Annotated in this window: 17 protein-coding genes, 1 tRNA gene and 1 pseudogene; 15 read left to right on the forward strand and 4 right to left on the reverse strand. The window is 71.5% G+C overall.

Features of this window, described 5'->3' with window-relative positions:
• Positions 1–165: 165 nt before the first annotated feature.
• The gene (locus NYF13_RS08395) at positions 166–786 is read left to right on the forward strand and encodes a bifunctional DNA primase/polymerase (protein WP_315655426.1); all 621 of its coding nucleotides are present in this window, start codon (positions 166–168) and stop codon (positions 784–786) included.
• A gap of 40 nt (positions 787–826) precedes the next feature.
• Here the strand turns inward: NYF13_RS08395 and NYF13_RS08400 are convergent, their stop codons facing one another.
• Positions 827–3,748, reverse strand: a complete 2,922-nt coding sequence (locus NYF13_RS08400; RefSeq protein ID WP_315655428.1) for a DEAD/DEAH box helicase — start codon at positions 3,746–3,748, stop codon at positions 827–829.
• A 283-nt stretch (positions 3,749–4,031) separates the two neighbouring features.
• Here NYF13_RS08400 and NYF13_RS08405 point away from each other — a divergent pair, with 283 nt between their 5' ends.
• From NYF13_RS08405 to NYF13_RS08415, 3 genes and pseudogenes are all read left to right on the forward strand, one after another.
• Positions 4,032–6,293, forward strand: coding sequence for a sodium-translocating pyrophosphatase (locus NYF13_RS08405; protein ID WP_315655429.1), 2,262 nt, complete (start codon positions 4,032–4,034; stop codon positions 6,291–6,293).
• Between the two features lie 160 nt (positions 6,294–6,453).
• The gene (locus tag NYF13_RS08410) at positions 6,454–7,038 is read left to right on the forward strand and encodes a hypothetical protein (RefSeq protein ID WP_315655430.1); all 585 of its coding nucleotides are present in this window, start codon (positions 6,454–6,456) and stop codon (positions 7,036–7,038) included.
• 87 nt (positions 7,039–7,125) lie between these two features.
• Positions 7,126–7,722, forward strand: a pseudogene (locus NYF13_RS08415) (hypothetical protein); the annotation flags it as partial.
• Between the two features lie 395 nt (positions 7,723–8,117).
• On the opposite strand, the gene NYF13_RS08420 reads toward NYF13_RS08415, so the two are convergent.
• Positions 8,118–8,933 (reverse strand): serine protease, encoded by an 816-nt coding sequence (locus tag NYF13_RS08420; RefSeq protein WP_315655431.1) that lies wholly within the window; start codon positions 8,931–8,933, stop codon positions 8,118–8,120.
• A gap of 317 nt (positions 8,934–9,250) precedes the next feature.
• Between NYF13_RS08420 and topA the strand changes: the two genes are divergently transcribed.
• The 6 genes from topA (at position 9,251) to NYF13_RS08450 (ending at position 18,959) form a co-directional block, all read left to right on the forward strand.
• Positions 9,251–12,151: a type I DNA topoisomerase gene (topA, locus tag NYF13_RS08425; RefSeq protein WP_315655432.1), complete on the forward strand. Its 2,901-nt coding sequence runs from the start codon at positions 9,251–9,253 to the stop codon at positions 12,149–12,151.
• Positions 12,152–12,218: 67 nt separating this feature from the next.
• Complete coding sequence (locus NYF13_RS08430; RefSeq protein WP_315655433.1) at positions 12,219–13,373, forward strand: MFS transporter; 1,155 nt, start codon at positions 12,219–12,221, stop codon at positions 13,371–13,373.
• Between the two features lie 64 nt (positions 13,374–13,437).
• Positions 13,438–14,283, forward strand: coding sequence for an ESX secretion-associated protein EspG (locus tag NYF13_RS08435; protein WP_315655435.1), 846 nt, complete (start codon positions 13,438–13,440; stop codon positions 14,281–14,283).
• A gap of 570 nt (positions 14,284–14,853) precedes the next feature.
• A complete protein-coding gene (locus NYF13_RS08440; RefSeq protein ID WP_315655437.1) occupies positions 14,854–15,453 on the forward strand; it encodes a hypothetical protein in 600 nt (199 codons plus the stop codon).
• 195 nt (positions 15,454–15,648) lie between these two features.
• Complete coding sequence (locus tag NYF13_RS08445; RefSeq protein WP_315655438.1) at positions 15,649–17,763, forward strand: dTMP kinase; 2,115 nt, start codon at positions 15,649–15,651, stop codon at positions 17,761–17,763.
• Complete coding sequence (locus tag NYF13_RS08450) at positions 17,760–18,959, forward strand: DNA polymerase III subunit delta' (protein ID WP_315655439.1); 1,200 nt, start codon at positions 17,760–17,762, stop codon at positions 18,957–18,959. The genes NYF13_RS08445 and NYF13_RS08450 overlap by 4 nt, the downstream gene beginning before the upstream one ends.
• Before the next feature lie 60 nt (positions 18,960–19,019).
• Here the strand turns inward: NYF13_RS08450 and NYF13_RS08455 are convergent, their stop codons facing one another.
• Entirely contained in the window at positions 19,020–20,723 is a 1,704-nt protein-coding gene (locus NYF13_RS08455; RefSeq protein ID WP_315655440.1) for a hypothetical protein, read from the reverse strand.
• A gap of 138 nt (positions 20,724–20,861) precedes the next feature.
• On the opposite strand from NYF13_RS08455, the gene NYF13_RS08460 reads away from it, so the two are divergent.
• Both NYF13_RS08460 and NYF13_RS08465 read left to right on the forward strand, forming a co-directional pair.
• A tRNA-Thr gene (locus NYF13_RS08460) sits at positions 20,862–20,938 on the forward strand.
• 277 nt (positions 20,939–21,215) lie between these two features.
• Positions 21,216–21,986, forward strand: coding sequence for a serine protease (locus NYF13_RS08465; RefSeq protein ID WP_315655442.1), 771 nt, complete (start codon positions 21,216–21,218; stop codon positions 21,984–21,986).
• Positions 21,987–22,063: 77 nt separating this feature from the next.
• Here the strand turns inward: NYF13_RS08465 and NYF13_RS08470 are convergent, their stop codons facing one another.
• Positions 22,064–22,522: a GreA/GreB family elongation factor gene (locus tag NYF13_RS08470; RefSeq protein ID WP_315655444.1), complete on the reverse strand. Its 459-nt coding sequence runs from the start codon at positions 22,520–22,522 to the stop codon at positions 22,064–22,066.
• A gap of 122 nt (positions 22,523–22,644) precedes the next feature.
• Here NYF13_RS08470 and NYF13_RS08475 point away from each other — a divergent pair, with 122 nt between their 5' ends.
• The 3 genes from NYF13_RS08475 to glyA all read left to right on the forward strand — a co-directional run bounded on the left by NYF13_RS08475 (position 22,645) and on the right by glyA (position 25,189).
• Positions 22,645–23,232 (forward strand): TetR family transcriptional regulator, encoded by a 588-nt coding sequence (locus NYF13_RS08475; protein ID WP_315655446.1) that lies wholly within the window; start codon positions 22,645–22,647, stop codon positions 23,230–23,232.
• 19 nt (positions 23,233–23,251) lie between these two features.
• On the forward strand, positions 23,252–23,773 hold the full coding sequence (locus NYF13_RS08480) for a gamma carbonic anhydrase family protein (RefSeq protein ID WP_315655447.1): 522 nt from the start codon (positions 23,252–23,254) through the stop codon (positions 23,771–23,773).
• Positions 23,774–23,920: 147 nt separating this feature from the next.
• Positions 23,921–25,189 carry a serine hydroxymethyltransferase gene (gene glyA, locus NYF13_RS08485; protein ID WP_315655448.1) on the forward strand — a complete coding sequence of 423 codons (1,269 nt, stop codon included), beginning with the start codon at positions 23,921–23,923 and terminating at the stop codon, positions 25,187–25,189.
• The last annotated feature ends 31 nt before the right edge of the window (positions 25,190–25,220 follow it).

Here is a 25,220-nt window from a genome sequence, read left to right on the forward strand (position 1 = left end):
GCCGGTATCGGCCGGGCGGGTGGACTACCTGGCGTTCATCGCCCGATAACCACCGGTTGTCGCGCGACCCTTCCACGCAATGTGCAAATTGCCGTTTAGTGAGACATGCGCCACCACGGCCCCGACCCGGACGGCGCGAGAACCGAACCTGAAGGCAGGAAAGCAATGTTGGACGCGAATTGGCCGGACAGCTGGCGGAGCGCCTTCCGCATCGAGATGCGGGCGGAGGCGATCGGCCTCGCTTGGCGCGGCTGGCCGGTGCTCCCGGGAGCGACCCCGGCGCGGATCACCGGTGATGGGAACGATCTGGCCTGGCAGTGCCCGGTGCCCGTGCGGACCGACTGGCGCGAGCTGATCGGCACCCACGCCCACGAGGTCGCCACCTGGTTCTCCGACCGTACCCACAGCCTCCTGGTGGCCACCGGCACCGTGCTGGACGCCATCGAGGTGGACGACGAACTGGGCAAGCGCGCCGCCCGTCTGCTCCGCGCCCTCGGGCACCCCGCCCCGATCGTCGCGATGCCGAACGGCCGGTGGCTGTTCCTCACCACCGCAGCCGACCGCATCCCGGCCGAGCTCGCCGAGTACTCGACGGTGCAGTGGCACGGCCTCGGCAGCTACATCCCGCTGCCGCCGTCGCCGCTTCAGCACGGTGTCGTGCACTGGCGGGTCAAGCCCGAAGTCTGTGGCTGGCGGCTGCCGGACGCCAACGAGGTGCACGCCGTCCTCGTGCGCGCACTGGCCGACGAGCGGGCACACCTGCTCGTGCAGCCCTCGGCCGCCTGACCGGTCCCAACCCGGCAGCCTGCCCGCACCACCCGAAGTTTCACGCACCACCGTGGCCACACTGGATCCCGTGCCGACGCAATGCCCCGAGCACGGTATCCAGTACGGCCACTGCCCCTGTCTTGTCCAGCGGATCGTTGCCGTTCCCGCACTTCGGCGACTGAACGCAGGACGGGCAGCCCGTCGGGCACTCGCAGGAGACGATCGCCTCCCGCGTAGCGGCCAGCCACGGGACAATCGCGGCATAACCGCGGTCGGCAAATCCCGCACCCCCGGGATGCCCGTCGTGCACGAACACCGTCGCCTCCCCGGTGTCTTCGTGCCACGCGGTAGACACCCCGCCGATGTCCCAGCGGTCGCACGTAGCGAACAGCGGTAGCAGGCCGATCGCCGCGTGCTCGGCGGCATGCAGGGCACCGGGGACGCGTGCCGGGACCAACCCGGCACCCCCCGGTGCTCTGCCGGCGCCCCCGGTCCCCACCGGCGCCACGACTCCGATCCCCACCGGCGTCGAAACTTCGGTCCCCACCGTCGCCACCACTTCGGTCTCCGCCGAGGACTCGGCTCCGACTCCAGCGGAGGCCGGGGTGTTCCCGGTCCCCACCGGCGTCGAAACCTCGGTCCCCACTGTCGCCACAACTTTAGTTCCCGCCGACGTCGAGACTTCGGCTCCTACCGTTGCCGCAACTTCGGTCCCCACCGGAGTGAGGACTTCGGTCCCCGCCGGGGACTCGGCTCCGACTTCAGCGGAAGCCGGGGTGTTCCCGGTCCCCACCGATGGCCCGGTCGCAGCCACGTCGGGCGTCTCGGTCTCCTCGGTCCCCGCCGATGGCTCGACTTCGGTCGCCGCAGGTTCCACGGTCCCCACCGCAGCGGTTTTCCCGGTTCGCGCCGATGGCTCAGCTCCGGCCGTGGCGAGCTGCGCCGGGTTCCCGGTTAACGCCGAGGGCTCGACCATAGACTCACCATCAGCGATCGTTGCCACCGAAGCCACCGAAGCCGAGCCGCGTTTCGGGCCCGTGGTTTCCGGCGGGCCCAGCAGCTCGCTCGACACCGTGTACCAGACCGCCCGGGTCCGGAGGCTCTGTTCCGGCAGGTCCAGCGGGGTGTGGTCCAGCACCTCACCCGACGGGCGGCGGCGGAGGTAGCCCACGACCTGCGAGGTCACCGCTACCTCGCCCAGAGACACCGTCACGCCGTCGTGGGTGCACTGCTCCTGTGTGCTCATCACCGAGATGTCCACGATCTCGCGGGGCGAGGTGTTCCAGTCCGGGTCCTCGGCGTGCACGAGGGCCAGGCCGGTCTCCAGATCCAGCTCGTCGACCACGTAGGAGGAGCCCTGGTGCAGGTAGATCGCGCCCGGGTGGACGGCGAAGCAGGCCGAGCCCGGGTCGACCGTGCCGAGCATGCGGCCGGAGTCCGCTTCCACCACGGCGATCTGGTCGCCGCCGGAGCCGCGGATGCCGACTTCGGCGTGCGGGCGGTCCCGGGACGTCCAGTACCAGCCGCTCGAACGGCGGCGCAGCAGCTTCTCCTCGGCCAAGTCCGCGAGGACCGCGCGCGCCGCGTCGCCGCCGAAGGTGGGCAGCTCGGGTTCGGTCAGGGGTAGCTCGGCGACGGCGCACGCCAGTTGCGGGCCCAGGACGTACGGGTTCGTCGGGTCCAGCACCGCCGTCTCGACCGGGCGGTCCAGCAGTGCCGCCGGGTGGTGGACCAGGTAGGTGTCCAGCGGATCGTCCCTGGCCACGAACAGCACCAGCGCCTCGTCGCCCGAACGGCCCGCGCGGCCCGCCTGCTGCCAGAACGACGCCAGCGTGCCCGGGTACCCGGCCAGCACGACGGCGTCCAACCCTGCGATGTCGACCCCCAGCTCCAGCGCGTTGGTGGTCGCCACCCCGAGCAGCCGGCCGGACAGCAGCGCCGCCTCCAGCGCCCGCCGCTCCTCCGGCAGGTAGCCCGACCGGTACGCCGCAACGGTTTCGGCCAGGGCCGGATCTACTTCAGACAGCAAGCGGCGCGCGCCCAGCGCCGTGAGCTCCGCGCCCCGCCGCGAGCGGACGAACGCCAGCGAACGCGCGCCCTCCACCACCAGCTCCGTGAGGATCCGCGAGGCCTCCGCGCCCGCCGAGCGCCGCACCGGCGCACCGTTTTCCCCGGTCAGCTCCTCGAGCAGCGGGGGCTCCCAAAGCGCTACCGTGCGTGCACCTCGGGGCGACGCGTCTTCGGTGACCGCTTGACACCCGACGCCGGTCAACCGCGACGCGAACGCCGCCGGGTCCGCCGTGGTCGCCGAGGCCAGCACGAAGACCGGATCGGCCCCGTAGTGCGCCGCCACCCGCCGCAGCCGGCGGAGCAGCAGCGCCACGTGGGAGCCGAACACCCCGCGGTAGCTGTGGCATTCGTCGACCACCACGTACGACAGGCGGCGGAAGAACCGCGCCCACCGGCCGTGCGCGGAGAGGATGCCGCGGTGCAGCATGTCGGGGTTGGTGAACACCCAGTTCGCGTGGGCCCGGACCCAGTCGCGCTCGGCCATCGGGGTGTCGCCGTCGAACGAGGCCGCGCGCACCCCGGGTACGTCCAAAGAGGACACCGAGCGGAGCTGGTCGGCGCCGAGTGCCTTGGTGGGCGCGAGGTACAGCGCCGTCGCGCCCGAAGCGCCCGACAGCTCCGACAACACCGGCAGCTGGTAGGCCAGCGACTTCCCGGACGCCGTGCCGGTGGACACCACCACGTGCTCGCCCGCCCTGGCCAGCGAGGCGGCCTCGGCCTGGTGCGCCCACGGCGTTCGCACGCCCGCCGCCGTGAACGCGGACACGACTTCGCCCGCGGCCCACTCCGGCCACGGCGCGAAGACCGCCGCGCGCGCCGGCAGCTCGGCCACGTGCGTCACCGGGTTCTCGCTCGCCGGGATCCCGGCCGTGACCCGGCTCAGCAGCCTCCGTCCTCGCTCGCCCACCACGCGCAGAGCTTCGCACAGGACACCGACAGAACCGGTCCGGTGCCGACGAGATCGATCCAGTGACCGATCACACAAGGTCACGGAACGTACTGTGCCCGGGACGCCCTGCCGGGCCGCTGAGCACTACCAATAGACTCCCGCAATCCACACCGTCTGTGGCGAGAGTCATGTGAGACGTGCGTTGCCGCACGGCTAGCGTGTCGCTCGGTACAGATCCCATGCCAGCGCGGGCCCGCCGGGGACGACGAGTCCGCGCCGGCCAACGGCGTTCCCAGGAGGACGAATGTCCCGGCAGTTCCTCGCGGAGGGCGGCATCACGCTCACCGGGGGTGGCTACACCATCGTCGGTGTGGTCGCCGTGGTCGCCCTTGCCGCACTCGCCATCGGTTACGTGCTGCTCAAGGAGGTGCTGGCCGCGGGCCAGGGCACCGCCAAGATGCAGGACATCGCCAAGGCGGTGCAGGAAGGCGCGGCCGCTTACCTCAAACGGCAGCGGAACACGCTGGTCGTTTTCGGCGTGATCGTGTTCCTGCTGCTGTTCGCGCTCCCCGCCGACGACTGGAGCGAGCGCATCGGGCGCTCGGTCTTCTTCCTCGTCGGTGCGGTGTTCTCGTTCACCATCGGCTACCTCGGGATGTGGCTGGCGACGCAGGCGAACTTGCGCGTCGCGGCCGCTTCGCGCGAGGAAGGCGGGCGCGAGACCGCGATGCGCGTGGCGTTCCGCACCGGCGGCGTGGTCGGCATGATCACCGTCGGCCTCGGCCTCTTCGGTGCCGCGGTCGTCGTGCTGGTCTACACCGGCCAGGCGCCGAAGGTGCTGGAGGGCTTCGGGTTCGGGGCCGCGCTGATCGCGATGTTCATGCGAGTCGGCGGCGGTATCTTCACCAAGGCCGCCGACGTCGGCGCGGACCTGGTCGGCAAGGTCGAGCAGGGCATCCCGGAGGACGACCCGCGCAACGCCGCGACCATCGCGGACAACGTGGGCGACAACGTCGGTGACTGCGCGGGCATGGCCGCAGACCTGTTCGAGTCCTACGCCGTGATGCTCGTGGCCGCCCTGATCCTGGGCAGCTCCGCGTTCGGGGCACACGGCCTGATCTTCCCGCTGATCGTGCCGGCCATCGGCGTGATCACCGCGGTGATCGGCGTCTACATCACGAAGGCGCGCGTCGGTGAGGGCGGCCTGGTCACGATCAACCGCTCGTTCTACATCTCCGCGGTGATCTCCGCGGTGCTGTCGGCGATCGCCGCGTTCGTGTACCTCCCGAGCAGCTTCTCCGACTTCGGGCCCGAGTACGCCGGCACCTCCGGCAACCCGGCGGTCATCGCCACGGTCGCCGTGATCATCGGCATCCTGCTCGCCGCGATCATCCTGAAGATCACCGGTTACTACACCGGTACCGAGTACAAGCCGGTGCAGGACGTCGGCCGGACCTCGGAAACCGGTGCGGCGACGGTCATCCTGTCCGGCATCTCGGTCGGCTTCGAGTCCGCCGTGTACACCGCGCTGGTGATCGCCGCGGCCGTGTTCGGCGCGTTCCTGCTGGGCGGCGGCATCGCGCTGTTCGCCGTCGCGCTCGCCGGCACCGGCCTGCTGACCACCGTGGGCGTCATCGTCGCGATGGACACCTTCGGCCCGGTTTCCGACAACGCGCAGGGCATCGCCGAGATGTCGGGCGACGTCGACGAGAAGGCCGCGCAGATCCTCACCGAGCTGGACGCGGTGGGCAACACCACCAAGGCCATCACCAAGGGCATCGCGATCGCCACCGCGGTCCTCGCGGCCACGGCGCTGTTCGGGTCCTATTCGGACGCGATCACCAAGGCGGTCGGCGGCACGGGCGAGTTCATCGCGAACGTGGTCAACCCGTCCACGCTGGTCGGCGTCATCATCGGCGCGGCGGTGGTGTTCCTGTTCTCGGGCCTGGCCGTCAACGCGGTTTCGCGGGCGGCCGGCGCGGTGGTGCAGGAGGTGCGCCGCCAGTTCCGCGAGATCGCGGGCATCATGGAGGGCACCACGCGGCCGGAGTACGGCAAGGTCGTGGACATCGTCACGCGCGACTCGCTGCGTGAGCTCGCCACCCCGGGTCTGCTCGCGGTGTTCGCCCCGATCGCCGTGGGCTTCGGCCTCGGCACCGGCGCGCTCGCCGGCTACCTGGCCGGCGCGATCGCGACCGGCACGCTGATGGCGATCTTCCTGGCCAACTCCGGTGGGGCCTGGGACAACGCCAAGAAGCTGGTCGAGGACGGCAACCACGGCGGCAAGGGCTCGGACGCGCACGAGGCCACCATCATCGGTGACACCGTGGGCGACCCGTTCAAGGACACCGCCGGCCCGGCCATCAACCCGCTGATCAAGGTGATGAACCTGGTCTCGGTGCTGATCGCGCCCGCGGTCGTCAGCCTGACGCTGGGCGGCGGCGCCAACACCACGTGGCGCATCGTGATCGCGGTGGTCGCGGTCGCGGTGGTCGTCTCGGCGATCGTGGTGTCCAAGCGTCGCGGCACGGTGATCGCCGACACCCCGGCGGCGGCGAAAGCCTGACCGGCCAAGGCAAAACCCGGACCGGGCCCGGCGCGCACTGCGTGCCGGGCCCGGTTTCGCCGGGGGGAGCTCCTTCCCGCACTGTGGTCGGAGACTTGCCAACGGTTTCCGGCTCGGTACCGTCGAGGGCACTGGACGTCCACCGGCGGGAGGTGCGCGAGTGCGGCCGCGGTTCACCGTTCTTGCCGCGCTGGCAACGGGTATCGGGATCGGTCTGGCCGGCTGCGGACAGCAGCCGGCGGCGGTTTCCCCGGCCCGCCAAGGCGGACAGGCCGACACCTCGAGCCGCGCCGACCCGGCTGCCGGGTGGGCGGGCGGCTACTGCGGGGCAGTCACGCACCTGGTGCGCACGCTTTCCACCCTGCCGGCCGTCGACCCCTCCTCCCCGGCTCGGGCCTCGTCGACGTCCAGCCGGATGCTCGGGTCGGTGGTCGGCGGGATCGACCAGACCGTGGCCGGCCTCGATCGGCTCGGCTCGCCGCCGGTCGGCGCCGACCAGGCCCGCGAGGAGCTGGTGCACGATCTCGTCTCGGTGCGGCGGCGGGCCGATGACGTGCGGCGGCGGATCGATTCGGCGCGGAACCCGGCCGCGATCAGCGTCGCGCTCGGCGAAGCCCGCGGCACCCTGGACGAGGTCGGGCGGCTCGATCTGCTCAAGGCCCTCCAGGCGACGCCGGAGCTGAGCGCGGCGGGCAAGCGCGCGCCCGAGTGCCAGCCACTCGTGGTCCCCCCGGCGCCGCGGTAACCGGCACCGGCGTCCACTCACTCTTCCGGCGAAAAACCACCGCGCGCCCCTCGCGTCCAATCGAACTTGTGTTCTAGTATGGCCGGCGTGGATCGGACGATCTCGCTGTTCTCGGCCGAGGCCAGCGGCCCGGGGCTGCCGGACCTGGCCGGGCTGCTGTGCGGCCAGGGTCAGATCACCGGCTTCGGGCGCACGGCGGCGCGGCTGTCGGTGGTGGTCGAGGAGCCGTGGCGCGCGCACGTGCTGGCGCGCGAGTGCCGTCGGCGGGGTGCGGACGCGCAGGTCGCCGTGGCCGAATGCGGCAGCCCCCAGGTGCGCACCTCGTTCCGGGTCGATCTGCTGCCCTTGGCCCTGCGCTGGCTGCGTGCGGGGTGCACCGGCCCGGCCGAGGACGATTCGGGCAAAGCGGTCCCGGACGGGTTCCGCCTGAGTGGTGCGATGCTGCGCATGTGGGTGCTGGCCAGCGGACGGCCGGGGCCCTCGGGGTATCTGCTCGGCGTCGACCCGCTGGCGCCGCAGATGCACGAGGGGCTGCTCGCGGCGCTGGCCCCGCTGGGCGTCCACGCCCGGCTGCTGGGGCCGAAGGCGGAGGCCCCCGCGGTCCGGCTGAACGGCCGCCGCCGGCTGGACAGCCTGGTCGAGCTGATCGGCGATCCGCCGGCCGGGGCCGAGGCGGCGTGGCCGGACCTCAGCCGTGACCTGGGCGCCGAGCAGGATAACGGGCTGAAAGCGTCCGAGAGCTGCGTAGGGGACGAAGCGCGCGAAGGGGCCTCGGACGGCGAACCGGGGGGCGGAGAGACGGGCACCGGGGGCGGGAAGGGCCGTCGTGGCGCGGGGCGGCGGACCGAGGACGACGGGCCGGGTGGCCAGGTCGGGATCGGTCCGGTCGCGGACGGCGATCCAGGCGTCACCCCGGCGGGCGGGGAAGCTCCTCGTCGGGGGTCGAAGGAAGCCGGTCGGCGCCGGGCTCACCGTGGTGAGAGCGTTCGACGAGGCCGGGCCGCGCGTGCCGAAGGGGACCCGCGTCGCGAGCAGAGCAGCGACGAGAGTCCCCTTCAGTACTTGCTGGGGGTGGCCGGCTAGGGCTTGGGCAGAGTGCAGCCGGACTGGTTCAGGGCGATTTCGTTCGCCGGGCTCAGGCAGGCGGGAATACCGTAGGTCTCCTCGCCGTACTTGGTGTCGGGGTGCACGGTGACGTTGCCGGACGCGTCGACCTCGCACGGGTTGTTCAGCGTGCAGCGCTGGCCGTCCTCGTTCGAGGTGTTGTTGATGCCGATGACCTTGCCGGTGGCGGTCTCGACGATGGGCGAGCCCGAGGTGCCGCCGATGGTCTTGCACTCGGGGGTGTAGCGGATGGAGTCCTTCCAGACCCAGCCGTTCTCGTGCAGCTCGTGCACGAACCCGTCGACCGAGCAGGAGTAGATCTTCTTCCAGTACCCCGAGACCACGTCGATGTGCGTGCCGGCGGTCGGGTGCGAGGTGACCAGCTCCAGCGGCGAGACGCCGTACCGCTGCTTGATCTGGGCGTAGGTCGAGGTCAGCTGGTAGAGCGACACGTCGGTGTCGGTCATCGTGGCGTAGACGATCTTCCTCGCCTTGAGCGTGCCCAGCGTGCTCTGGCCGTTGGCCGACAGCAGGCTGAAGCTGCGGGTCGAGGACTGGTTGGTGATGACCTCGCCCGGATCCGGGAAGCCGGACTCCAGGCAGTGGCCGTTCGACATCACCAGCGCGGGCGAGGTGTCGGGCGTGCCGGCCGGTTTGACCACCGAGCCGGAGCAGTTGGACAGGGCCACCGTGCCGGAGAACGTGGTGGTCGCGGCACTCGCCTCAGGTGCGGTGACCAGGGCGAACGCGGCCATCGCGGCGAGCACGCCGCCGAGGAGGCGTCGGGTCATGGTGGTTCCTTTCGGCTCGAGGAGGTAGTAAGTGAAGCGTCGCCGCCCTCGGGTCCACCACCGTCGAACGGAGGGTATCCGGTCGCTCACCCGATACCCTGCGCGGCACGTGTCGGACATCACGTGCTAGGTGTGGAAAGGAAACATCACCGAGGTCAGCGGCGATCCGGTGAGCAGGGACAGAACGGCGTGTCAGGCCACCTAGCCGCTGCGGCGCTCTTCGGAGCGTGCACACTGACAGGCCGAGACGCGGGCGCGGCACCCCTCGTCGAGGGGTAGGGATGGTGTCGCCGCCACCGAGGCGGCGACACGCGGAGATGAGCGGAGAGCAGGGCAGCGTGGCAGCAGCACGGACCAAGAAGAACGGCACCGGGTCGGACGCCGGGCGCCGGCGGCTGGTGATCGTCGAGTCGCCCACGAAGGCCCGGAAGATCGCCCCATACCTGGGCAGCGACTACGTCGTCGAATCGTCCGTCGGGCACATCCGCGACCTGCCCCGCGGTGCCGCCGACGTCCCGGCCCAGTACAAGGGCGAGTCGTGGGCGCGGCTCGGCGTCGACGTCGACAACGGCTTCAAGGCGCTCTACATCGTGACCCCGGACAAGAAGTCCAAGGTCACCGAGCTGAAGGGGCTGCTGAAGGACGTCGACGAGCTCTACCTCGCGACGGACCCCGACCGCGAGGGCGAGGCCATCGCGTGGCACCTGCTCGAGACGCTCAAGCCCAAGGTGCCGGTCCGCCGCATGGTGTTCCACGAGGTCACCGAACAGGCGATCCTGGCGGCCGCGGCGGCCACCCGCGAGCTGGACGCCGACCTGGTCGACGCGCAGGAGACCCGCCGGATCCTCGACCGCCTGTACGGCTACGAGGTCTCGCCGGTGCTGTGGAAGAAGGTCATGCCGAAGCTCTCGGCGGGCCGCGTGCAGTCGGTGGCGACCCGGATCGTCGTGCAGCGCGAGCGCGAGCGGATGCGCTTCACCTCGGCCTCGTACTGGGACATCTCGGCGACGATGGAGACAAGCGCAGCTGCCGGCGCTCCGGAAGACACGGCCTCGCCGCGGAGCTTCCCGGCCCGGCTGATCGCCGTCGACGGCGCCCGACTGGCCACCGGCCGCGACTTCGAGCCGACCGGCCGCCTGAAGGCCTCCGCCGCCGACGTCCGCGTGCTGGCCGAGCCCGACGCGCGGGCGCTGGCCCAGGCGCTGGACCAGCGTGACTTCAAGGTCGCCAGCGTCGAGGAGAAGCCGTACACGCGGAAGCCGTACGCGCCGTTCATGACCTCGACGCTCCAGCAGGAGGCGGGCCGCAAGCTGCGGTTCACCTCCGAGCGGACGATGCGGATCGCGCAGAAGCTGTACGAGAACGGTTACATCACCTATATGCGTACCGACTCCACGACGCTGTCGGAGTCGGCGATCACGGCGGCGCGCAGCCAGGCGACGCAGCTGTACGGCAAGGAGTACGTCTCGCCTTCGCCGCGGCAGTACACGCGCAAGGTCAAGAACGCGCAGGAGGCCCACGAGGCGATCCGGCCCTCGGGCGAGGTCTTCCGCACCCCCGGCCAGGTCGCGGGCGAGCTGGACTCCGACGAGTTCCGGCTGTACGAGATGGTCTGGCAGCGCACGATCGCGTCGCAGATGACCGACGCCAGGGGCACCACGATGTCGGTGCGCATCGTGGGCACCGCCACCTCGGGCGAGGAGTGCACGTTCGCCGCGTCCGGGCGCACGATCACCTTCGCGGGCTTCCTGAAGGCCTACGTCGAGGCGGTCGACACCGAGGCCGGTGGCGAGGCCGACGACAAGCAGAGCCGGCTGCCGGTGCTGGTCAAGGACCAGGACCTGAACGCGGTCGAGCTCTCGCCCGACGGGCACACCACTTCGCCGCCGGCGCGGTACTCCGAGCCCAGCCTGATCAGCAAGATGGAGGAGCTGGGCATCGGGCGGCCGTCGACCTACGCCTCGATCGTCAAGACCATCCAGGACCGCGGCTACGTGTGGAAGAAGGGCTCCGCGCTGGTGCCCTCCTGGGTCGCGTTCGCCGTGATCGGATTGATGGAGCAGCACTTCGAGCGGCTGGTGGACTACGACTTCACCGCCGGCATGGAGGACGAGCTCGACCGCATCGCCAACGGCGACGAGCAGCGCGCGCAGTGGCTGTCGAAGTTCTACTTCGGCGGCGACATGGGCGTCGACGGCTCGATCGGCCGCCTCGGCGGGCTGAAGAAGCTGGTCGACGGCAGCGTCGAGGACATCGACGCGCGTGAGATCAACTCGATCCCGCTGTTCAACGACGCCGACGGGCACAAGGTCGTCGTCCGGGTCGGGCGGTACGGGCCGTACCTCGAACGCGAGGTGGACGGCCAGTCGCAGCGCGCGAACCTGCCCGAGGACCAGCCGCCGGACGAGCTGACGCCGGAGGTCGCGGAGAAGCTGTTCGCGACCCCGCAGGAGGGCCGGGTCCTGGGTACCGACCCGGTGAGCGGGCACGAGATCGTGGCGAAGGAAGGCCGCTTCGGGCCGTACGTCACCGAGCTGCTGCCTGAAGCGGAGCCGCTGCCCGAAGACGCGACGGCCGCGCAGAAGAAGGCCGCCAAGGCGAAGCAGCCGAAGCCGCGTACGGGTTCGCTGTTCAAGTCGATGGCGATCGAGTCGATGACGCTCGAAGACGCGCTGAAGCTGCTTTCGCTGCCGCGTGTGGTGGGCAAGGACCCGGAGTCGGGTGACGAGATCACCGCGCAGAACGGGCGCTACGGGCCGTACCTGAAGAAGGGCACGGACTCGCGTTCACTGTCCACTGAGGACCAGTTGTTCTCGATCACGGTCGAAGAGGCGCTGAAGATCTACGCGGAGCCGAAGCAGCGCGGCCGTTCCGCCACGGCGAAACCGCCGCTGAAGGAGCTTGGTGACGACCCGGTCTCGGGCAAGCCGATGGTGGTCAAGGACGGCCGCTTCGGCCCGTACGTGACCGATGGCGAGTACAACGCGACCCTGCGCAAGACCGACAGCATCGAGGAGCTGACGGCTGAACGCGGCGCCGAGCTGCTGGCCGAGAAGCGGGCGAAGGGCCCGGCGCCGAAGCGCAAGGCGCCGGCGCGCAAGCCCGCGGCGGCCAAGTCGACCGCCGCGAAGTCCACCGCCACGAAATCGGCGGCGGCCAAGTCGACCGCGGCCAAGAAGGCGCCGGCCAAGCGGGCGAGCCCCGCGAAGGCCAAGTAGGTACGGTCTTTCGGGGCCACCCGGGTTCGCTCGGGTGGCCCCGTTTTCGGTATCCGGGGGCAGGGTCTTGGCTGAGCGGCAGCGGGCGCGAGCCGGGGTTTCGGTGGTCTTCGCGGTGTGCGGCGCGGGATTCGCGACCTGGGCCGCGCGGGTGCCCGCGGTGCAGGCCAAGCTGGGCCTGAGTGCCGGTGAGCTGGCCGCCGGGCTGTTCGGCCTCGCGGCCGGTTCGGTGTTCGCCCTGGTGGCGGCCGGACCGCTGCTGACGAAGATCGGCAGCCGGCGGGGGGTCGTGTTCGGTGGTGCGGTGCTCTGCGCGGGCCTGCCGCTGGCCGCGTTCGCTCCGGGGCTCCCGCTGTTCGTGGTGGCGCTGGCCGTGCTGGGTGTGGGCAACAGCCTGCTCGACGTGTCCATGAACGCCCACGCCGCGCGGGTCGAAGAGGCCTACGGGCGGCCGATCTTCGCGGGCTTCCACGCTTTCTGGAACGTCGGCGGGCTGGTGGGCTCCGGGGCTGGGGCGCTGATGGAGACGTGGCAGGTGCCGGTGCAGGCGCACTTCGCCGCGTCCGGCGCGGTGCTGCTGCTGACCCTGTGGTGGGCCTCGACGCGGTTCCTGCCGGGCGCCGACCGCGGTCAGGGCGACGCGGCTTTCGCGTTGCCGAGCAAGGCGTTGATCCCGCTCGGGGTGATCGCGTTCTGCGGATTCCTCGCCGAGGGCACGGTGAACGACTGGAGCGCGGTGTACTTGCGCGACGTCACCGTCGCTTCGGCGGCCTTCGCGTCGCTGGGGTACTTCGCGTTCTCGATCACGATGATCGGCGTGCGGACGGTGGCCGACCGGCTCGTGACGCGCTTCGGGGCCGTGTCGTTCACTCGGTGCGCGGCGGTGGTGACGGTGCTGGGCTTCTTGGTGGTGGTGGCCGTGCCGGTGCCCGGGGCCGGGGTCGCCGGGTTCGCGGTGATCGGGCTGGGCGTGGCCGGGATCGTGCCGCTGGCGTGGAGCGCGGCGGGGCGCCGGGAACCGGACGCGCCGGGCCGGGCGATCGCCGCCGTCGCCGCGTGCGGGTACTTCGGCTTCCTGGCCGGGCCCGTGCTGGTCGGCGGGCTGACCGGCGGAATCGGGCTGCACTGGACGCTCGCCGTGGTCGGACTGCTGCCGGCGAGCGTGTACTTCCTGGCGCCTTCCCTGAGGATTGTTGAACGATCCGACGTCGCCGAAGACTGAATCGACCGTTCGGCGCAAGGCGGCCGACACTCGAACACAAGTTCGAGAAATTGTCGGTGCCCGGGTGTTCAATGCAGGGGTGAGCAGTTCAGCGCCTGTCGTCTTCGACGTCATCGACGAGGTCATCGAGCCACTCCGGGCCGAGGTGCCGGAGCGGCCTTCGGTGATGGAGTTCTACGACCCGCACTTCAAGATCCCCCCGGCGCTCGTGGTCTCGGAGGACGGCGAGCCGGAGGAGCTGACGCTGGCCGACGAGGTGGGCCAGCGCTTCGGACCCGCTCTCGGGGCCGGGCTGGCCGAGGAGGTGGAGCAGTACACGCGGTTCGTGGCCGGAATGGCCGCGCTCGGGCTGGTGCCGGAGGGCCAGGTGACCCCCGAGGCGGTCGGGCTCTACCGGGTGCTGCGCGGCGGGTTCATCCGCGGCGTGGTGACCGGGGTGTTCCCGGCCCGCCCGGAGCCGTGGGAGGTCCGGTTCTTCGGCGACGCGGACTACACCACGGTGATGAGCAAGCTGGGCCGTCGCGCGCGGCTGCGGTCCGGACTGCTGAGCGCCCTGCCGGGCTGGGTCTTCGACGGGCTGCCGGACCGCCCGCCCGGACCGGGCCCGGCCGTCCGCATCGAGACCGACGACAGCGGCCTGATCCCGAGCCCGGCCTGGGGCGATCTGGATGTGATCCGCTCGGCCGTCGCCCGTCCCCGCCTGGGCACCGTCCTGGTCGACCTGGCCGTGCGCGACGCCGTGCTGGCGGAGTACCCGCACGGCGCCTTCGGCCTGGTCGACAACGATCTGGGCCGCTACCAGTTCAGCGCCGCGCCCCGGCCGGGCGGCGGCTGGGTAATCACCTGGAAACCGGCGACCCGCGGGACGGCCGAGGCCTGGATCGTGAAGGCGGTGCGCAGCCATGCTTGAGGCGTGAAGCCCGGCGGTACCGGAGCGACCGCCTCCGGAGCCGACTGCCGGAGCCGACTGCCGCCGGAGCCGACCGTCGCCGAAGCCGACTGCCGTCGGAGGCGACCGCCGTCGGAGGCGACCGTCGCCGAAGCCGACTGCCGGAGCCGGGCGTCGGAGCCGCCGGAGTCGGATGGGAGTCGCGAATTCGCTGGGCTCGGAGGAGGCCCGGTCGCGCGGAGGTCCGCGAAACTCCGCGATGCTCGCCGTGCGCATTCGGGCCAACCCGGGTTCGTCGTCCCGAGCGGAGGGAATGTCGACTCGTGGACACCGGAGCCCCGGAGCCGCTGCCCCACCCAGGCGACGACGACCCCGGAACAGCCCAATCCGTCCGGGCCCGGGCCACCGGAAGGTGAGCGGGCTCACCCGGCGCAGATCCCGTCCGGCGGTCGACCCGGGAGCGGGCGGTTGGGAGACTTCGGCGGTCGGGTGCCACTCCCGGGTGGTTTTCTGCGGCCATTGGGCGGATGCGGGAGCGACCGCTGTCGTCGAGACTGGAAGGCGAGGACATTCCGTAGTGAGGTGGTCACCATGGGCATGAACGGTGGGGCTCCTTTCTTCAATGCCCCCGATCCGGACCGCGACGGCACGCTGGCCGAGCCGATCGGCGGTGAGACGTTCGCCGATCCGCTCTCCGGGCTGGTCACGGCGGACCAGGCGCCGCCCTCGGCCGACGAGGGCCACCGGTTGCCGACCGCCGGCCCGGTGAAGCACGACCCCGAGGCCGTCAAGCGGATGGTCGAGGAGGCGCTGCGGGAGGACGAGGTCCAGCGCGGCGCCCGCGCGTCCGGGGACGGGCCGCCGGCCGGGATCCGGCCCGACGGCGTGCCGCTCGGATTGCTGCCGCGGCAGCGGACCTGGCCGACGCGGGCGCCGGAACTGCTGAAGAGGGTGCCGCGGCCCCGCCCGAGGTTCCGGTCCGGGCAGGCCGAAAGCGACCTCGACGCCGAGCCGGCCGGGCGGCGGGCGCGCCGGCGCGGGGGGCCCGGCCTCGGCGTGCCCAGTCTCGGGCGCCCTTCGACGAACGCGGCGGGCATGGTCGTCGCCATCGCCCTGCTCGTCGTCTTCGGGGTGGTCGCGATCACCATGGTGTCGAGCCTGGTCAGCAGTGTGGCCGGGCTGTTCGACTGACCTCCGTCCGGCCGCGGCCCAGCCGGGCCGGTGCCGTGAGGGCATCGGCGACCGGTCTACCCTGGCGACACGGTCGGGGGATCCGATGGGGTCGCCCGGCGCCGCCGTGACGAGTGGGGTGGGCGTATCAGCGAGGGCGTACAGGCCGTGCCCGGGGCCGATCCGGGTGGGTCGGCGGGTGCCGAGGCGTCCACGATGCACCGGGTCCGCCGGGTGCTGGCGATCAGGCCGTTCCGCCGGCTGTGGGGCGTCACCTACCTGTGCAGCGCCGCCGACTGGCTGAACCTGCTGGCTCTGACCAGCCTGAGCACCAAGCTGCTCAGCAACTACACGGCGCAGAACTTCGCGTTCGTCGGCGTGGTGCTGACCAACCTGCTGCCCGGGCTGCTGTTCGCCCCGCTGGGCGGGCTGCTGGCCGACCGGTTCGACCGGCGCAAGGTGATGGTGGTCTGCGACTTCCTGCGCTGCGGCTTCCTGCTCTCGATCGCGATCGTCGGGGCGCCGTGGTGGATCTTCGTCGGGAACTTCTTCGTCGGCTGCTGCTCGATCATGTGGATCCCGTCGAAGGACGCGGCGGTGCCGAACCTGCTGCGCCGCCCGGACCAGGTCGAGACGGCCAACCAGCTCGGCCTGGTGATGACCTACGGCCTCGCGGTGATCACCGCGGCCGGGGCGAACGCGCTGATCCTCAGCGTGAACTCGACGTTCCACCTCTTCCCCGGCCCGACCGCCGACCTCTACATCGCCAAGCTGGTCGTGGTCGTCACCGGTCTGCTGTACCTGACCAGCGGCATCCTGATCGCGACCCGGATCCCCGAACTCTCGCTGCGCAACGTGCACACCGTGGCCCAGCCCAAGGTCAAGCCGGCGGACGAGGAGAAGTTCGGCTTCGGCGCGATGGTCCGCGACGGCGTCAAGTTCGTCCGCAGCACGCCGCTCGTGCGCGGGCTGCTGATCGGCGCGTTCGGCGCGTTCGCGGCCGGCGGGGCGGTGATCGGCTCGGCCAAGCCGTACTCCTCCTCGCTGCTGGCCGGCGACGCGGCGTTCAACCTGCTGGTGCTGGCCGTGTTCCTCGGCCTGGCCACCGGCATGGCCGTGGCGCCGAAGCTCGCGCGGCGGCTGGCCCACGATCGGCTGTTCGGGATCTCGATCATCGCGGCCGGGTTGTCGCTGGTGGTCGTGGCCCTCTCCCCGCACCTCGCGGTCTCGCTGATCGCCGTGGCCTCGGTCGGGATCTGGGCCGGCACGGCGTTCCTCACCGGCGTGACCATCATCGGCTCCCGCGTCGAGGACGCCATCCGCGGCCGGATCAACGCGATCTACCAGTCGATGCTCAAGATCGTGCTGTTCGGTTCCACCATCGCGGCGCCGCTGCTGATCGGGCTGGTGAAGCCGCGGCGGGTCGACGTCTGGGGCAGCCTGCTCACCATCGACGGCACGCGCCCGGTGATGATCGGCGGCGGGGCGCTGGCCGTGCTCCTCGGCATCATCGCCTACCGGCAGATGGACGACCGCCGCACCGAGAAGATCCTCACTGACGTGCGCAACGCGCTTCGCCGCAGCCCGCGTCGCGTCAACGGCTTCCTCATCGCCCTCGAAGGCACGACGGCGATCAACACCTCCAGCCAGGCTTCGCGGCTCTCGCGCTGGCTCGGCACGGGCACGCGCCCAGTGGTGCTGGCCGCCGACCCGGCGCTCGACGGCGATCGGTTCGCTTCGCTGGTCTCGAGCGCTTCGCTCTCCGGCGCCCGGGCAAAGGCACTGGTGGCCGCGGCGGTCCGGGCCGATCTGGTCGAGCGCGAGATCGAGCCGGCGCTGGCCGCGGGCTCCGTGGTCGTGATGGAACGGTTCGTCGATTCGCCGCTCGCGCAGCTCTCGGCCGTCGCCGGGCTGGGCAGTGGCGAGCTGGAGAACCTGGCCGACTGGGCGACCGGCAAACTGCGTCCGGACCTCACCGTGCTGCTCGACGCCGACCCCGGCGCGCGTGATTCGGGCGCCTCACCGGCCTCGCTGAACGACCAGTGGCGCATGCAGCACCTGCTCGCCGAGATGGCCGCGGCCGACCCGGACCGTTACGTGGTGGTCGACGCCGATGGCACCGACGACGAGGTGGCCGAACGCGTCCGTACGGCCGTGCGCGCGGTGTTCGTCGGCCGGCTCTCCGGGCTGGCCCCGACCGAACCCCTGGAGGCCACCGAAGAAGCCGCCGCTGACGTCGCTGAAACCGGCGAAGCTGCCGCGAAGGCGGACGAGGCCGAGGCCGCGGTGTCCGAGCGAGCATCGGAAGCGTCGGAAGTGGAGGCGAAGTGAGCGAGCCGATCGGCGTCTGGACCGAGCTCGTCGGCCAGGAGCCGGCGATGGAGACGTTGTCCTCGGCGGCCCGGGCGGCGGCGAAGATCGTGGCCGGTGAGCCCGTCTCGCCGGGGGCGATGACCCACGCGTGGCTGCTCACCGGGCCGCCGGGCTCGGGCCGGTCCGTCGCCGCGCGGACCTTCGCCGCGGCGCTGCAGTGCAGCACCGGCACCGGTTGCGGCGCCTGCCCCGGCTGCCGCACCACGATGGCGGGCACCCACGCCGACGTGCGGCTCGTCGTGCCGGAGGGGCTGTCGATCTCGGTCGCCGAGATGCGCGCGCTGGTGCAGGCGGCCGCGCGCCGACCGTCCACAGGGGACTGGCAGGTCGTGGTCATCGAGGACGCCGACCGGCTCACCGAAGGCGCGTCGAACGCGTTGCTGAAGGCCGTCGAGGAGCCGCCGGAGCGAACCGTGTTCCTGCTGTGCGCGCCCTCGGACCACCCGGAGGACGTCTCGGTGACGATTCGCTCCCGGTGCCGGTTGGTGCCGCTGCGGACCCCGCCGCCCGAGGCGATCGCGCAGGTCCTGATGGCCCGCGACGGCATCGACGGAGAACGAGCGCGCTGGGCGGCTTCGGTGTGCGGCGGCCACGTCGGGCGAGCGCGCCGGCTCGCCACGGACGAGGCCACGCGCCAGCGTCGCGCCACCGTGCTGCGCATCCCGACCGGCCTGCGGCGCCCGAGCGACGTCTTCACCTGCGCCGACCAGCTGATCAGCGCCGCGGAGGCGGACGCGGGGGAGGAGAGCAAGGTCCGGGACGAGTCCGAGCGCTCCGAACTGCGTACGGCGATGGGCGGTGACGGCGTCGGCAAGGGGGTGGCCGGGGCCAAGCGCGCGGCCGAGGCCGCCGTGAAGCAGCTCGAAAAGCGTCAGAAGTCCCGCTCGACCCGGACCCAGCGCGACACGCTGGACCTCTCGCTGGTCGACCTGGCCGCCTTCTACCGCGACGTACTGGTCACCACCGCGCGCTCGGGCGCCACCCTGAACCACCCGGACCACGCGTCGGAGATCGAGTCCGCCGCTTCGGCGTGGACGCCGGAGTCGACCCTGCGCCGGCTGGAAGCCGTGCTGGAGTGCCGCGAGGCGATCGGGCTGAACGTCAAGCCGCGGATCGCCGTCGAGGCCATGGTGACGACGCTTCGCCAGGGCTGAAACGCCGAGCGGCCCGAGCCTCGGGGGCACGGGCCGCTCGGTACTTCGGCGGGACTCAGCTCACTCGCGGGGCCGCGGTGACGGTTTGAACGGCTTCGGCTCGTCCGGCTCGGGGCCGGTGCCCGGGGCCGGGTGCAGCGTCAGCCGGGCGGGCAGCCGGCGGCGGCTCGGGAACGCCGCCACCATCACCACGCCCATCAGCAGCATCGCCGTGCCGGCCCAGAACAGCGGCACCGTGTCGTACGCGCCGGTGTAGGCCAGGTTCTTGGTCGGCCCCTGCGGCTGCGCGCCACCCGCGGGCGGGGCGGGGGTGGTGGTGCTGCCGCAGACGACGCCGCCGGTCGGGGCGTAGGCGCGGGCGATGGTCTCGCCCAGGGAAAGCTGCGCGAGCGAAGACGGGAGGTTGTTCCCGGCTCCGGCCGGGAGCAGGTCCTTCAGGTTCTTCGTCGGCAGCACCTGCAGGTCGAACAGCCGGGCCGAGGCACCGAGCTGGTAGCCCTTGAACGGCGTGGCCGCCTCCGCGCCCTTCTGCTCGAGGCCCGCGATGCTCAGCCGCAGCACGCCCAGGTCCAGCACGGTGCCGGCGGTGCTGCCGACCTGCTGGATGCCCTTGGTCACGGTGGACACCAGGCCACCGACCACCGGGATGTTGTTCAGCGCGCCGAACTGGTCGCTCAGCCCGGCCAGCGGCAGCCCGATCGGGATGTCCTTGGTCGGGTGCGCCGCGTCGAGGGTGTACAGCGTCTTGCCCGCGGCCCCGATGGTCAGTACAGGCGCGGTGTATTCGACCTTCGAGGTCTTCTCGTCACCGGTCGAGGTCACCTTGAGCGTCGGCTGGCTGGCGACCTTGATGCTCAGCTCCAGCGGCGTGCCCTTGAGGATGTCGATGTCCGCGGCCTGCAGCGTCGAGGTCGACTCCACGGCCTTGTTCTTCGAACCCGGCAGGTCCACCAGCCGCACCTGCGAGCGCGAGGACAGCGTGTTCGGCAGGCTCAGCAGGGAGCCGGTGCCGCCGGCCGCGGTCTGCCCGCCGCCGGTGAGCAGGCCGCCGAGGCTCTGCAGGCCGCTGGCCGGGTCGAAGCCCTGCGCGAGCTTCGTGCCCTGCGGAAGCTGCAGTCCACCGTTGCCGAGCAGCGGGATCTGCGGCAGCGACGGGATCACGTTCAGCAGCGAAAGGTTCGCGACCGACGTGCCGGCGTCGGCGATCGTGTCGACGCACGGGCCCAGGGTGTCGCTCCAGCGGGCGTGCGCGGTGCCGTTCAGCAGGCCGATGTTGAGCAGCGGGTTGGACGGGGCGTTGAGACCGCCGCTGGTCTCCTTGGGGTTGTCGGGCAGTGCGGTCTGCACGACGCTGCCCGGCGTCTGCGGGGCCTGCCCGCCGACCGCGATCCCGAACGGCGAGGCCTGCGCGACCGAGCGCTCGTAGCTCAGGTAGGACTCCGAGTTCGCCGACGCGCTGGACAGGCCCAGACCGGCCTCGAACGCCGACTGCTTGGGCAGCGTCTGGCCGAAGCCGGGCAGGATCGTCCGGGTGGTCACCGCGTTCGGCAGCAGCCGGAGCACGCCGAGCGCCGTGCCCGCGTCACCCACGGCGTGCCCGAGCGGCTGCGGCCCGATCGGCGCCGACGCCGGGGGCTGGCTCGGGTTCCCCGGCTGCGGGATCGGCGTCGTGGGTATCTCCTGCGCGCCCGCGGTGCCCGCGGTGAGCAGCAGCAACGCCGCGGCGGCCGGCAGGGCCACCACACGGGGCAGTCTTCGCCGCATATGCCGAGTCCTCCAGAAGGTAGGCCGATCGCCAGGTGAGACCGGGGTCATAGGACCCTAACGACCCTGCCCCCGCAAGGTGACGCCGAGCGCCTCCGCTACACTTGGGCGCGTCGTCGGGCGCAAGCCACGGGACACGCCGCCTTAGCTCAGTCGGCCAGAGCGATTCACTCGTAATGAATAGGTCAGGGGTTCGATTCCCCTAGGCGGCTCCATCAAGTCAGGCCCCATCCGAGACACCTCGGATGGGGCCTGACTCGTCTGGTGGATGACCGAGCAAGGCTGGCGAGGCCCGACCTCGGTTGTCAGTCGGCTGAGGCACGGGGCCGGCGGACGGAGAAGGCGGCTCCACCAGATCAGTGCGGCGGGGGCTTTCGGCCAATGGCTGCACGATCTCGGGGCCGGTGAATAATCGAATCGGTGGTGGCACTCGTATCGGTGACATCGGTTTCCTCCGCGGCGGATTAAAGTGGCCGCGACGAGAGGGGAATCATGTCCGTCAGCTCGGTTCGTCTGGCGGCGGCTGCGCTGTTCGCAGTCACCGCGTTCACCTCGGCCTCGGTGGGCCCGGCCGGGGCCCAGCCCCGGATCATCGGCGGCGACCAAGCCGCCCTCGCAGCTTATCCGTACGCGGCTTACCTGGTGGACAACGCGGGTAACCAGTACTGCGGGGCGGTGATCGTCAGCCCCTCGGCGGTGGCGACGGCGGCCCACTGCGCGCTCGCGGTGAAAGCCAGTGAGACCAGGGTGGTGGTCGGGCGTCAGGACAAGCGCACTTCCGCCGGGGCCGAATTCCGCGTGACGAAATCGTGGGTGAATCCGCGTTACACCAATTTCCCCCAGGGCGACGACATCGCGGTGCTGACCGTGCGCGGACCACTGCCCTACGGGCCGCCCAAGCTCGCCGATTCCGGGGACGACGGGCTGTACCGCCAGGGCACCAAGGCGACAGTGCTGGGCTGGGGCCGGCTCGAAGAGGGCGGCGCCCGCTCGGACGTCCTGCGCAAGGCCGTGGTCCCGATCGTCGGCGACTCCTGCGCGTCGAGCTACAGCACCTACGACCCGGCCATCATGACCTGCGCCGGGTACCCGCAGGGCGGCATCGACGCCTGCCAGGGCGATTCGGGCGGTCCCCTGCTCGTCGGCAACACCCTGATCGGCATCATCTCCTTCGGCGACGGCTGCGGGAAGCCGGGCAAGCCCGGCGTGTACACCCGCGTGTCGGCCTTCGCCGACGACGTCAAGCAGCAGGCACGGGGGTAGCGAGTTCCCCGGCCGGGCCCGCGTAAAAGGCCGGGGCCGCCCCGTCTCGGGCGGCCCCGGCCTGGGGTCCACTGTGGTCAGTCCTTCGGCGGGGTCAGCTCCAGGACGGTGGCCTTGGTCTGGCCCCGCGGGGTGCGGTAGGTGATCTCGTCTCCGGCCTTGGCGTCGACCAGGGCCAGGCCCAGCGGGCTGTCCGAGGTCAGCGAGTCCGCGTCCTCACCCGGCAGGGTCACCACGTTCAGCACCTCCTCGTCGCCGTCGGCGTAGCGGAGGGAAACGCGGGTCCCGTCGGGCAGCAGGTTGCTGTTGTACGCGCCGTGCTCCAGCTTCGCCGACATCTCGGCGATCTGCCGTTCCAACCGGGCGGCGGACTCCGCGCGGTCGATCACGTCCGCCTGGTCCGCGGCGTCCCCTGTGCGTTCCTGCTCGCCCGGCTGCGGCGCGAGTGCCGCCCGTTGTGCGCGAAGGTCGGCTATTTCCTTCTCCAGCTGCCGGCGCGCTGCCGGGCTGAGCCCCTTGTCCCCTGAGATCACCATGCCGCGCATTGTCCGCGTTGCGGACCGGGGTGGCCAATCCGGTTTTTCACCCGAGAGGGCAGGACGGGACGTCTGCCCTAGGATTCGGGCCTATCGTCCTGAATAACGTAACGAGGATCACCGTGAGTGCCGTACCCGGTCGCAGCGCCGAGCTGTCGCCCAACCAACTCCAGAAGCAGGAGCAGATCGTCGAGGCCGCGCGCGTGGTGCTGGCCCGAGACGGGCTCGCCGGGTGCACGGTCCGCGCCATCGCCGAAGCCGGCCCGCTGACCAAGAGCGCGGTCCACTACTACTTCGCCGACATCGACGTGCTCATCGACCGCGCGATGGCCGCGCACATCAACACCTTCGCGGCCGGCCTGCGTGCCGTGGCCGAAGCGCACGACGAGCCGCGTGAGCGCCTGTTCGCCGTCACCGAGTCGTACCTCGCGGAGTTCGCCGAACGGCCCAAGAGCGCGTTCCTCTGGTTCGAGTACTGGATCGCCGCCGGACGCGCGCAGCACCCGCAGGCCATCGACGCGATGCTGACCTCGATCACCGAACTGCTCACCGAACTGCTGTCGCCGCTGAAGGTCGACGATCCCCGGGCCCGGGCCCGCGCGCTGCTCTCGTACCTGCTCGGCGCCGTGGTGCAGCAGCGAGTGCGGCCGAGGCCGTTCGAGAGCCTGCGCGCGGACGTCGAGGCGCTCTGCTTCGCGAACTACCGCTGACCCCGCCTAGGGTGCGGGCATGCCTCTGTTCTCCTTCGAGGGCGTCAGCCCCCAGGTTCACCCGGACGCGTGGATCGCCCCCACCGCCACCCTCATCGGCGACGTGACGGTCGAGAAGGGCGCCTCGGTCTGGTACGGCGCCGTGATCCGCGCCGACCTCGGCCCGATCCTGATCCGCGAGGGCGCGAACATCCAGGACAACTCCGTGGTCCACTCCGGCGGCGGGGTGCCGACGGAGGTCGGGAAGAACGTCACCGTCGGGCACCAGTGCCTGGTGCACGACTGCACCGTCGGCGAGCAGGCGCTGATCGGCAACGGTTCGACGGTGCTGGACAAGGCCGTGATCGGCCCGCGCGCGCTGGTCGCCGCGGGTGCGACCGTGACGCCGGGCACCGAGGTCCCGGCCGAGACCATCGCGATGGGCAGCCCGGCCAAGAAGTTCGTGCCGCTCACCGACACCGCGCGGATGTGGGTGGAGTACAACGCCGGGGTCTACCAGGAGCTCGCGCGCCGCCACCGCGAAGGTTCCGAGCCCGTGTGACCGAGCTCCAGGCCGGGCCCGGCTTCGACTAAACTCCGCCCCGCAGCTGCGACTGGCGCCATTGAAGAGGTGGAGCACCACCGGGAAGCGACGACGAGGCCGGCACCGCGCGCCTGGGTGAGGGCCACAGCAGAGCCGGAGCACGCCATGACCCACCAGCCCGCCCTGTCCGCGCTCGTCGCGAAGGACCCGCGGATCGCGGAACTCGTCGAGGACGAAGCCCGGCGCCAGCACGACAAGATCCGCCTCATCGCGTCGGAGAACTACGTATCGCAGGCTGTGCTCGAAGCCACCGGAACGGTGCTGACCAACAAGTACTCCGAGGGGTACGCCGGCCGGCGCTACTACGAGGGCCAGCAGTTCGTCGACCCGATCGAGACGCTTGCCATCGAGCGCGCGAAGGCCGTCTTCGGCACCGAGCACGCGAACGTGCAGCCGTATTCCGGCTCGCCGGCGAACCTGGCCGCGTACCTCGCCTTCGCCCGGCCCGGCGACACGGTGCTCGGCATGGCGCTGCCCGACGGCGGCCACCTGACCCATGGCTGGGGCGTCTCCGCGACCGGGAAGTGGTTCAACCCGGTGCGCTACGGCGTGCGCGAGGAGACCGGCCGGGTCGACTTCGACCAGGTCCGCGACCTCGCGCTGGAGCACCGGCCGAAGCTGATCTTCTGCGGGGGCACGGCGATCCCGCGCACCATCGACTTCCCGAAGTTCGCGGAGATCGCGCGGGAGGTCGACGCCGTGCTGGTCGCCGACATCGCGCACATCGCCGGGCTGGTGGCGGGCGGCGCGCACCCGTCTCCGGTCGGCCACGCGCCGGTGATCACCACCACCACGCACAAGACCCTGCGCGGCCCGCGCGGCGCGATGATCCTGTCCGACGCCGAGCACGCCAAGGCCGTGGACAAGGCGGTGTTCCCCGGCTTGCAGGGCGGCCCGCACAACCACACGACGGCGGCCATCGCGGTGGCGCTCGGCGAGGCCCAGCAGCCCTCGTTCGCCGAGTACGCGCACGCCGTCGTCGCGAACGCCAAGGCACTGGCCGCCGCGCTGATCGAGCGGGGCTACGACCTCGTCTCCGGCGGTACCGACAACCACCTGCTGCTGATCGACCTGACCGGCAAGGCCGTCGCCGGGAAGCCGGCCGCGCAGGCGCTGGACCGGGCGGGCATCGAGCTGAACCACAACACCGTGCCGTTCGACCCGCGCAAGCCGTTCGACCCCTCGGGCATCCGGCTGGGCACCTCGGCCATCACCACGCGCGGGCTCCGGCCGGAGCACCAGCCGCAGGTCGCGGCGTGGATCGACCGCACCGTGACGGCCGCCGCCACCCAGTCCGAAGGCGCCCTCGACATGATCGCGGACGAGATCCGCGAGTTCCTGACGCCGTTCCCGATCCCGGGCTACTCCGCCTGACGCGGCTCTTTCGGCTGGTCAGCGCCAGGAG

Source organism: Amycolatopsis sp. PS_44_ISF1, assembly GCF_032335455.1.
Taxonomy (GTDB): Bacteria; Actinomycetota; Actinomycetes; order Mycobacteriales; family Pseudonocardiaceae; genus Amycolatopsis.

Excerpts from the sequence above, each read along its gene's own strand:
- topA (WP_315655432.1), top strand. The coding sequence starts at position 9,251 with ATGAGCGGAGAGCAGGGCAGCGTGGCAGCAGCACGGACCAAGAAGAAC.
- NYF13_RS08420 (WP_315655431.1), bottom strand. The coding sequence starts at position 8,933 with ATGACCCGACGCCTCCTCGGCGGCGTGCTCGCCGCGATGGCCGCGTTC.
- NYF13_RS08445 (WP_315655438.1), top strand. The coding sequence starts at position 15,649 with ATGCACCGGGTCCGCCGGGTGCTGGCGATCAGGCCGTTCCGCCGGCTG.
- NYF13_RS08480 (WP_315655447.1), top strand. The coding sequence starts at position 23,252 with ATGCCTCTGTTCTCCTTCGAGGGCGTCAGCCCCCAGGTTCACCCGGAC.
- NYF13_RS08405 (WP_315655429.1), top strand. The coding sequence starts at position 4,032 with ATGTCCCGGCAGTTCCTCGCGGAGGGCGGCATCACGCTCACCGGGGGT.
- NYF13_RS08440 (WP_315655437.1), top strand. The coding sequence starts at position 14,854 with ATGGGCATGAACGGTGGGGCTCCTTTCTTCAATGCCCCCGATCCGGAC.
- glyA (WP_315655448.1), top strand. The coding sequence starts at position 23,921 with ATGACCCACCAGCCCGCCCTGTCCGCGCTCGTCGCGAAGGACCCGCGG.
- NYF13_RS08465 (WP_315655442.1), top strand. The coding sequence starts at position 21,216 with ATGTCCGTCAGCTCGGTTCGTCTGGCGGCGGCTGCGCTGTTCGCAGTC.
- NYF13_RS08395 (WP_315655426.1), top strand. The coding sequence starts at position 166 with ATGTTGGACGCGAATTGGCCGGACAGCTGGCGGAGCGCCTTCCGCATC.
- NYF13_RS08455 (WP_315655440.1), bottom strand. The coding sequence starts at position 20,723 with ATGCGGCGAAGACTGCCCCGTGTGGTGGCCCTGCCGGCCGCCGCGGCG.
- NYF13_RS08470 (WP_315655444.1), bottom strand. The coding sequence starts at position 22,522 with ATGGTGATCTCAGGGGACAAGGGGCTCAGCCCGGCAGCGCGCCGGCAG.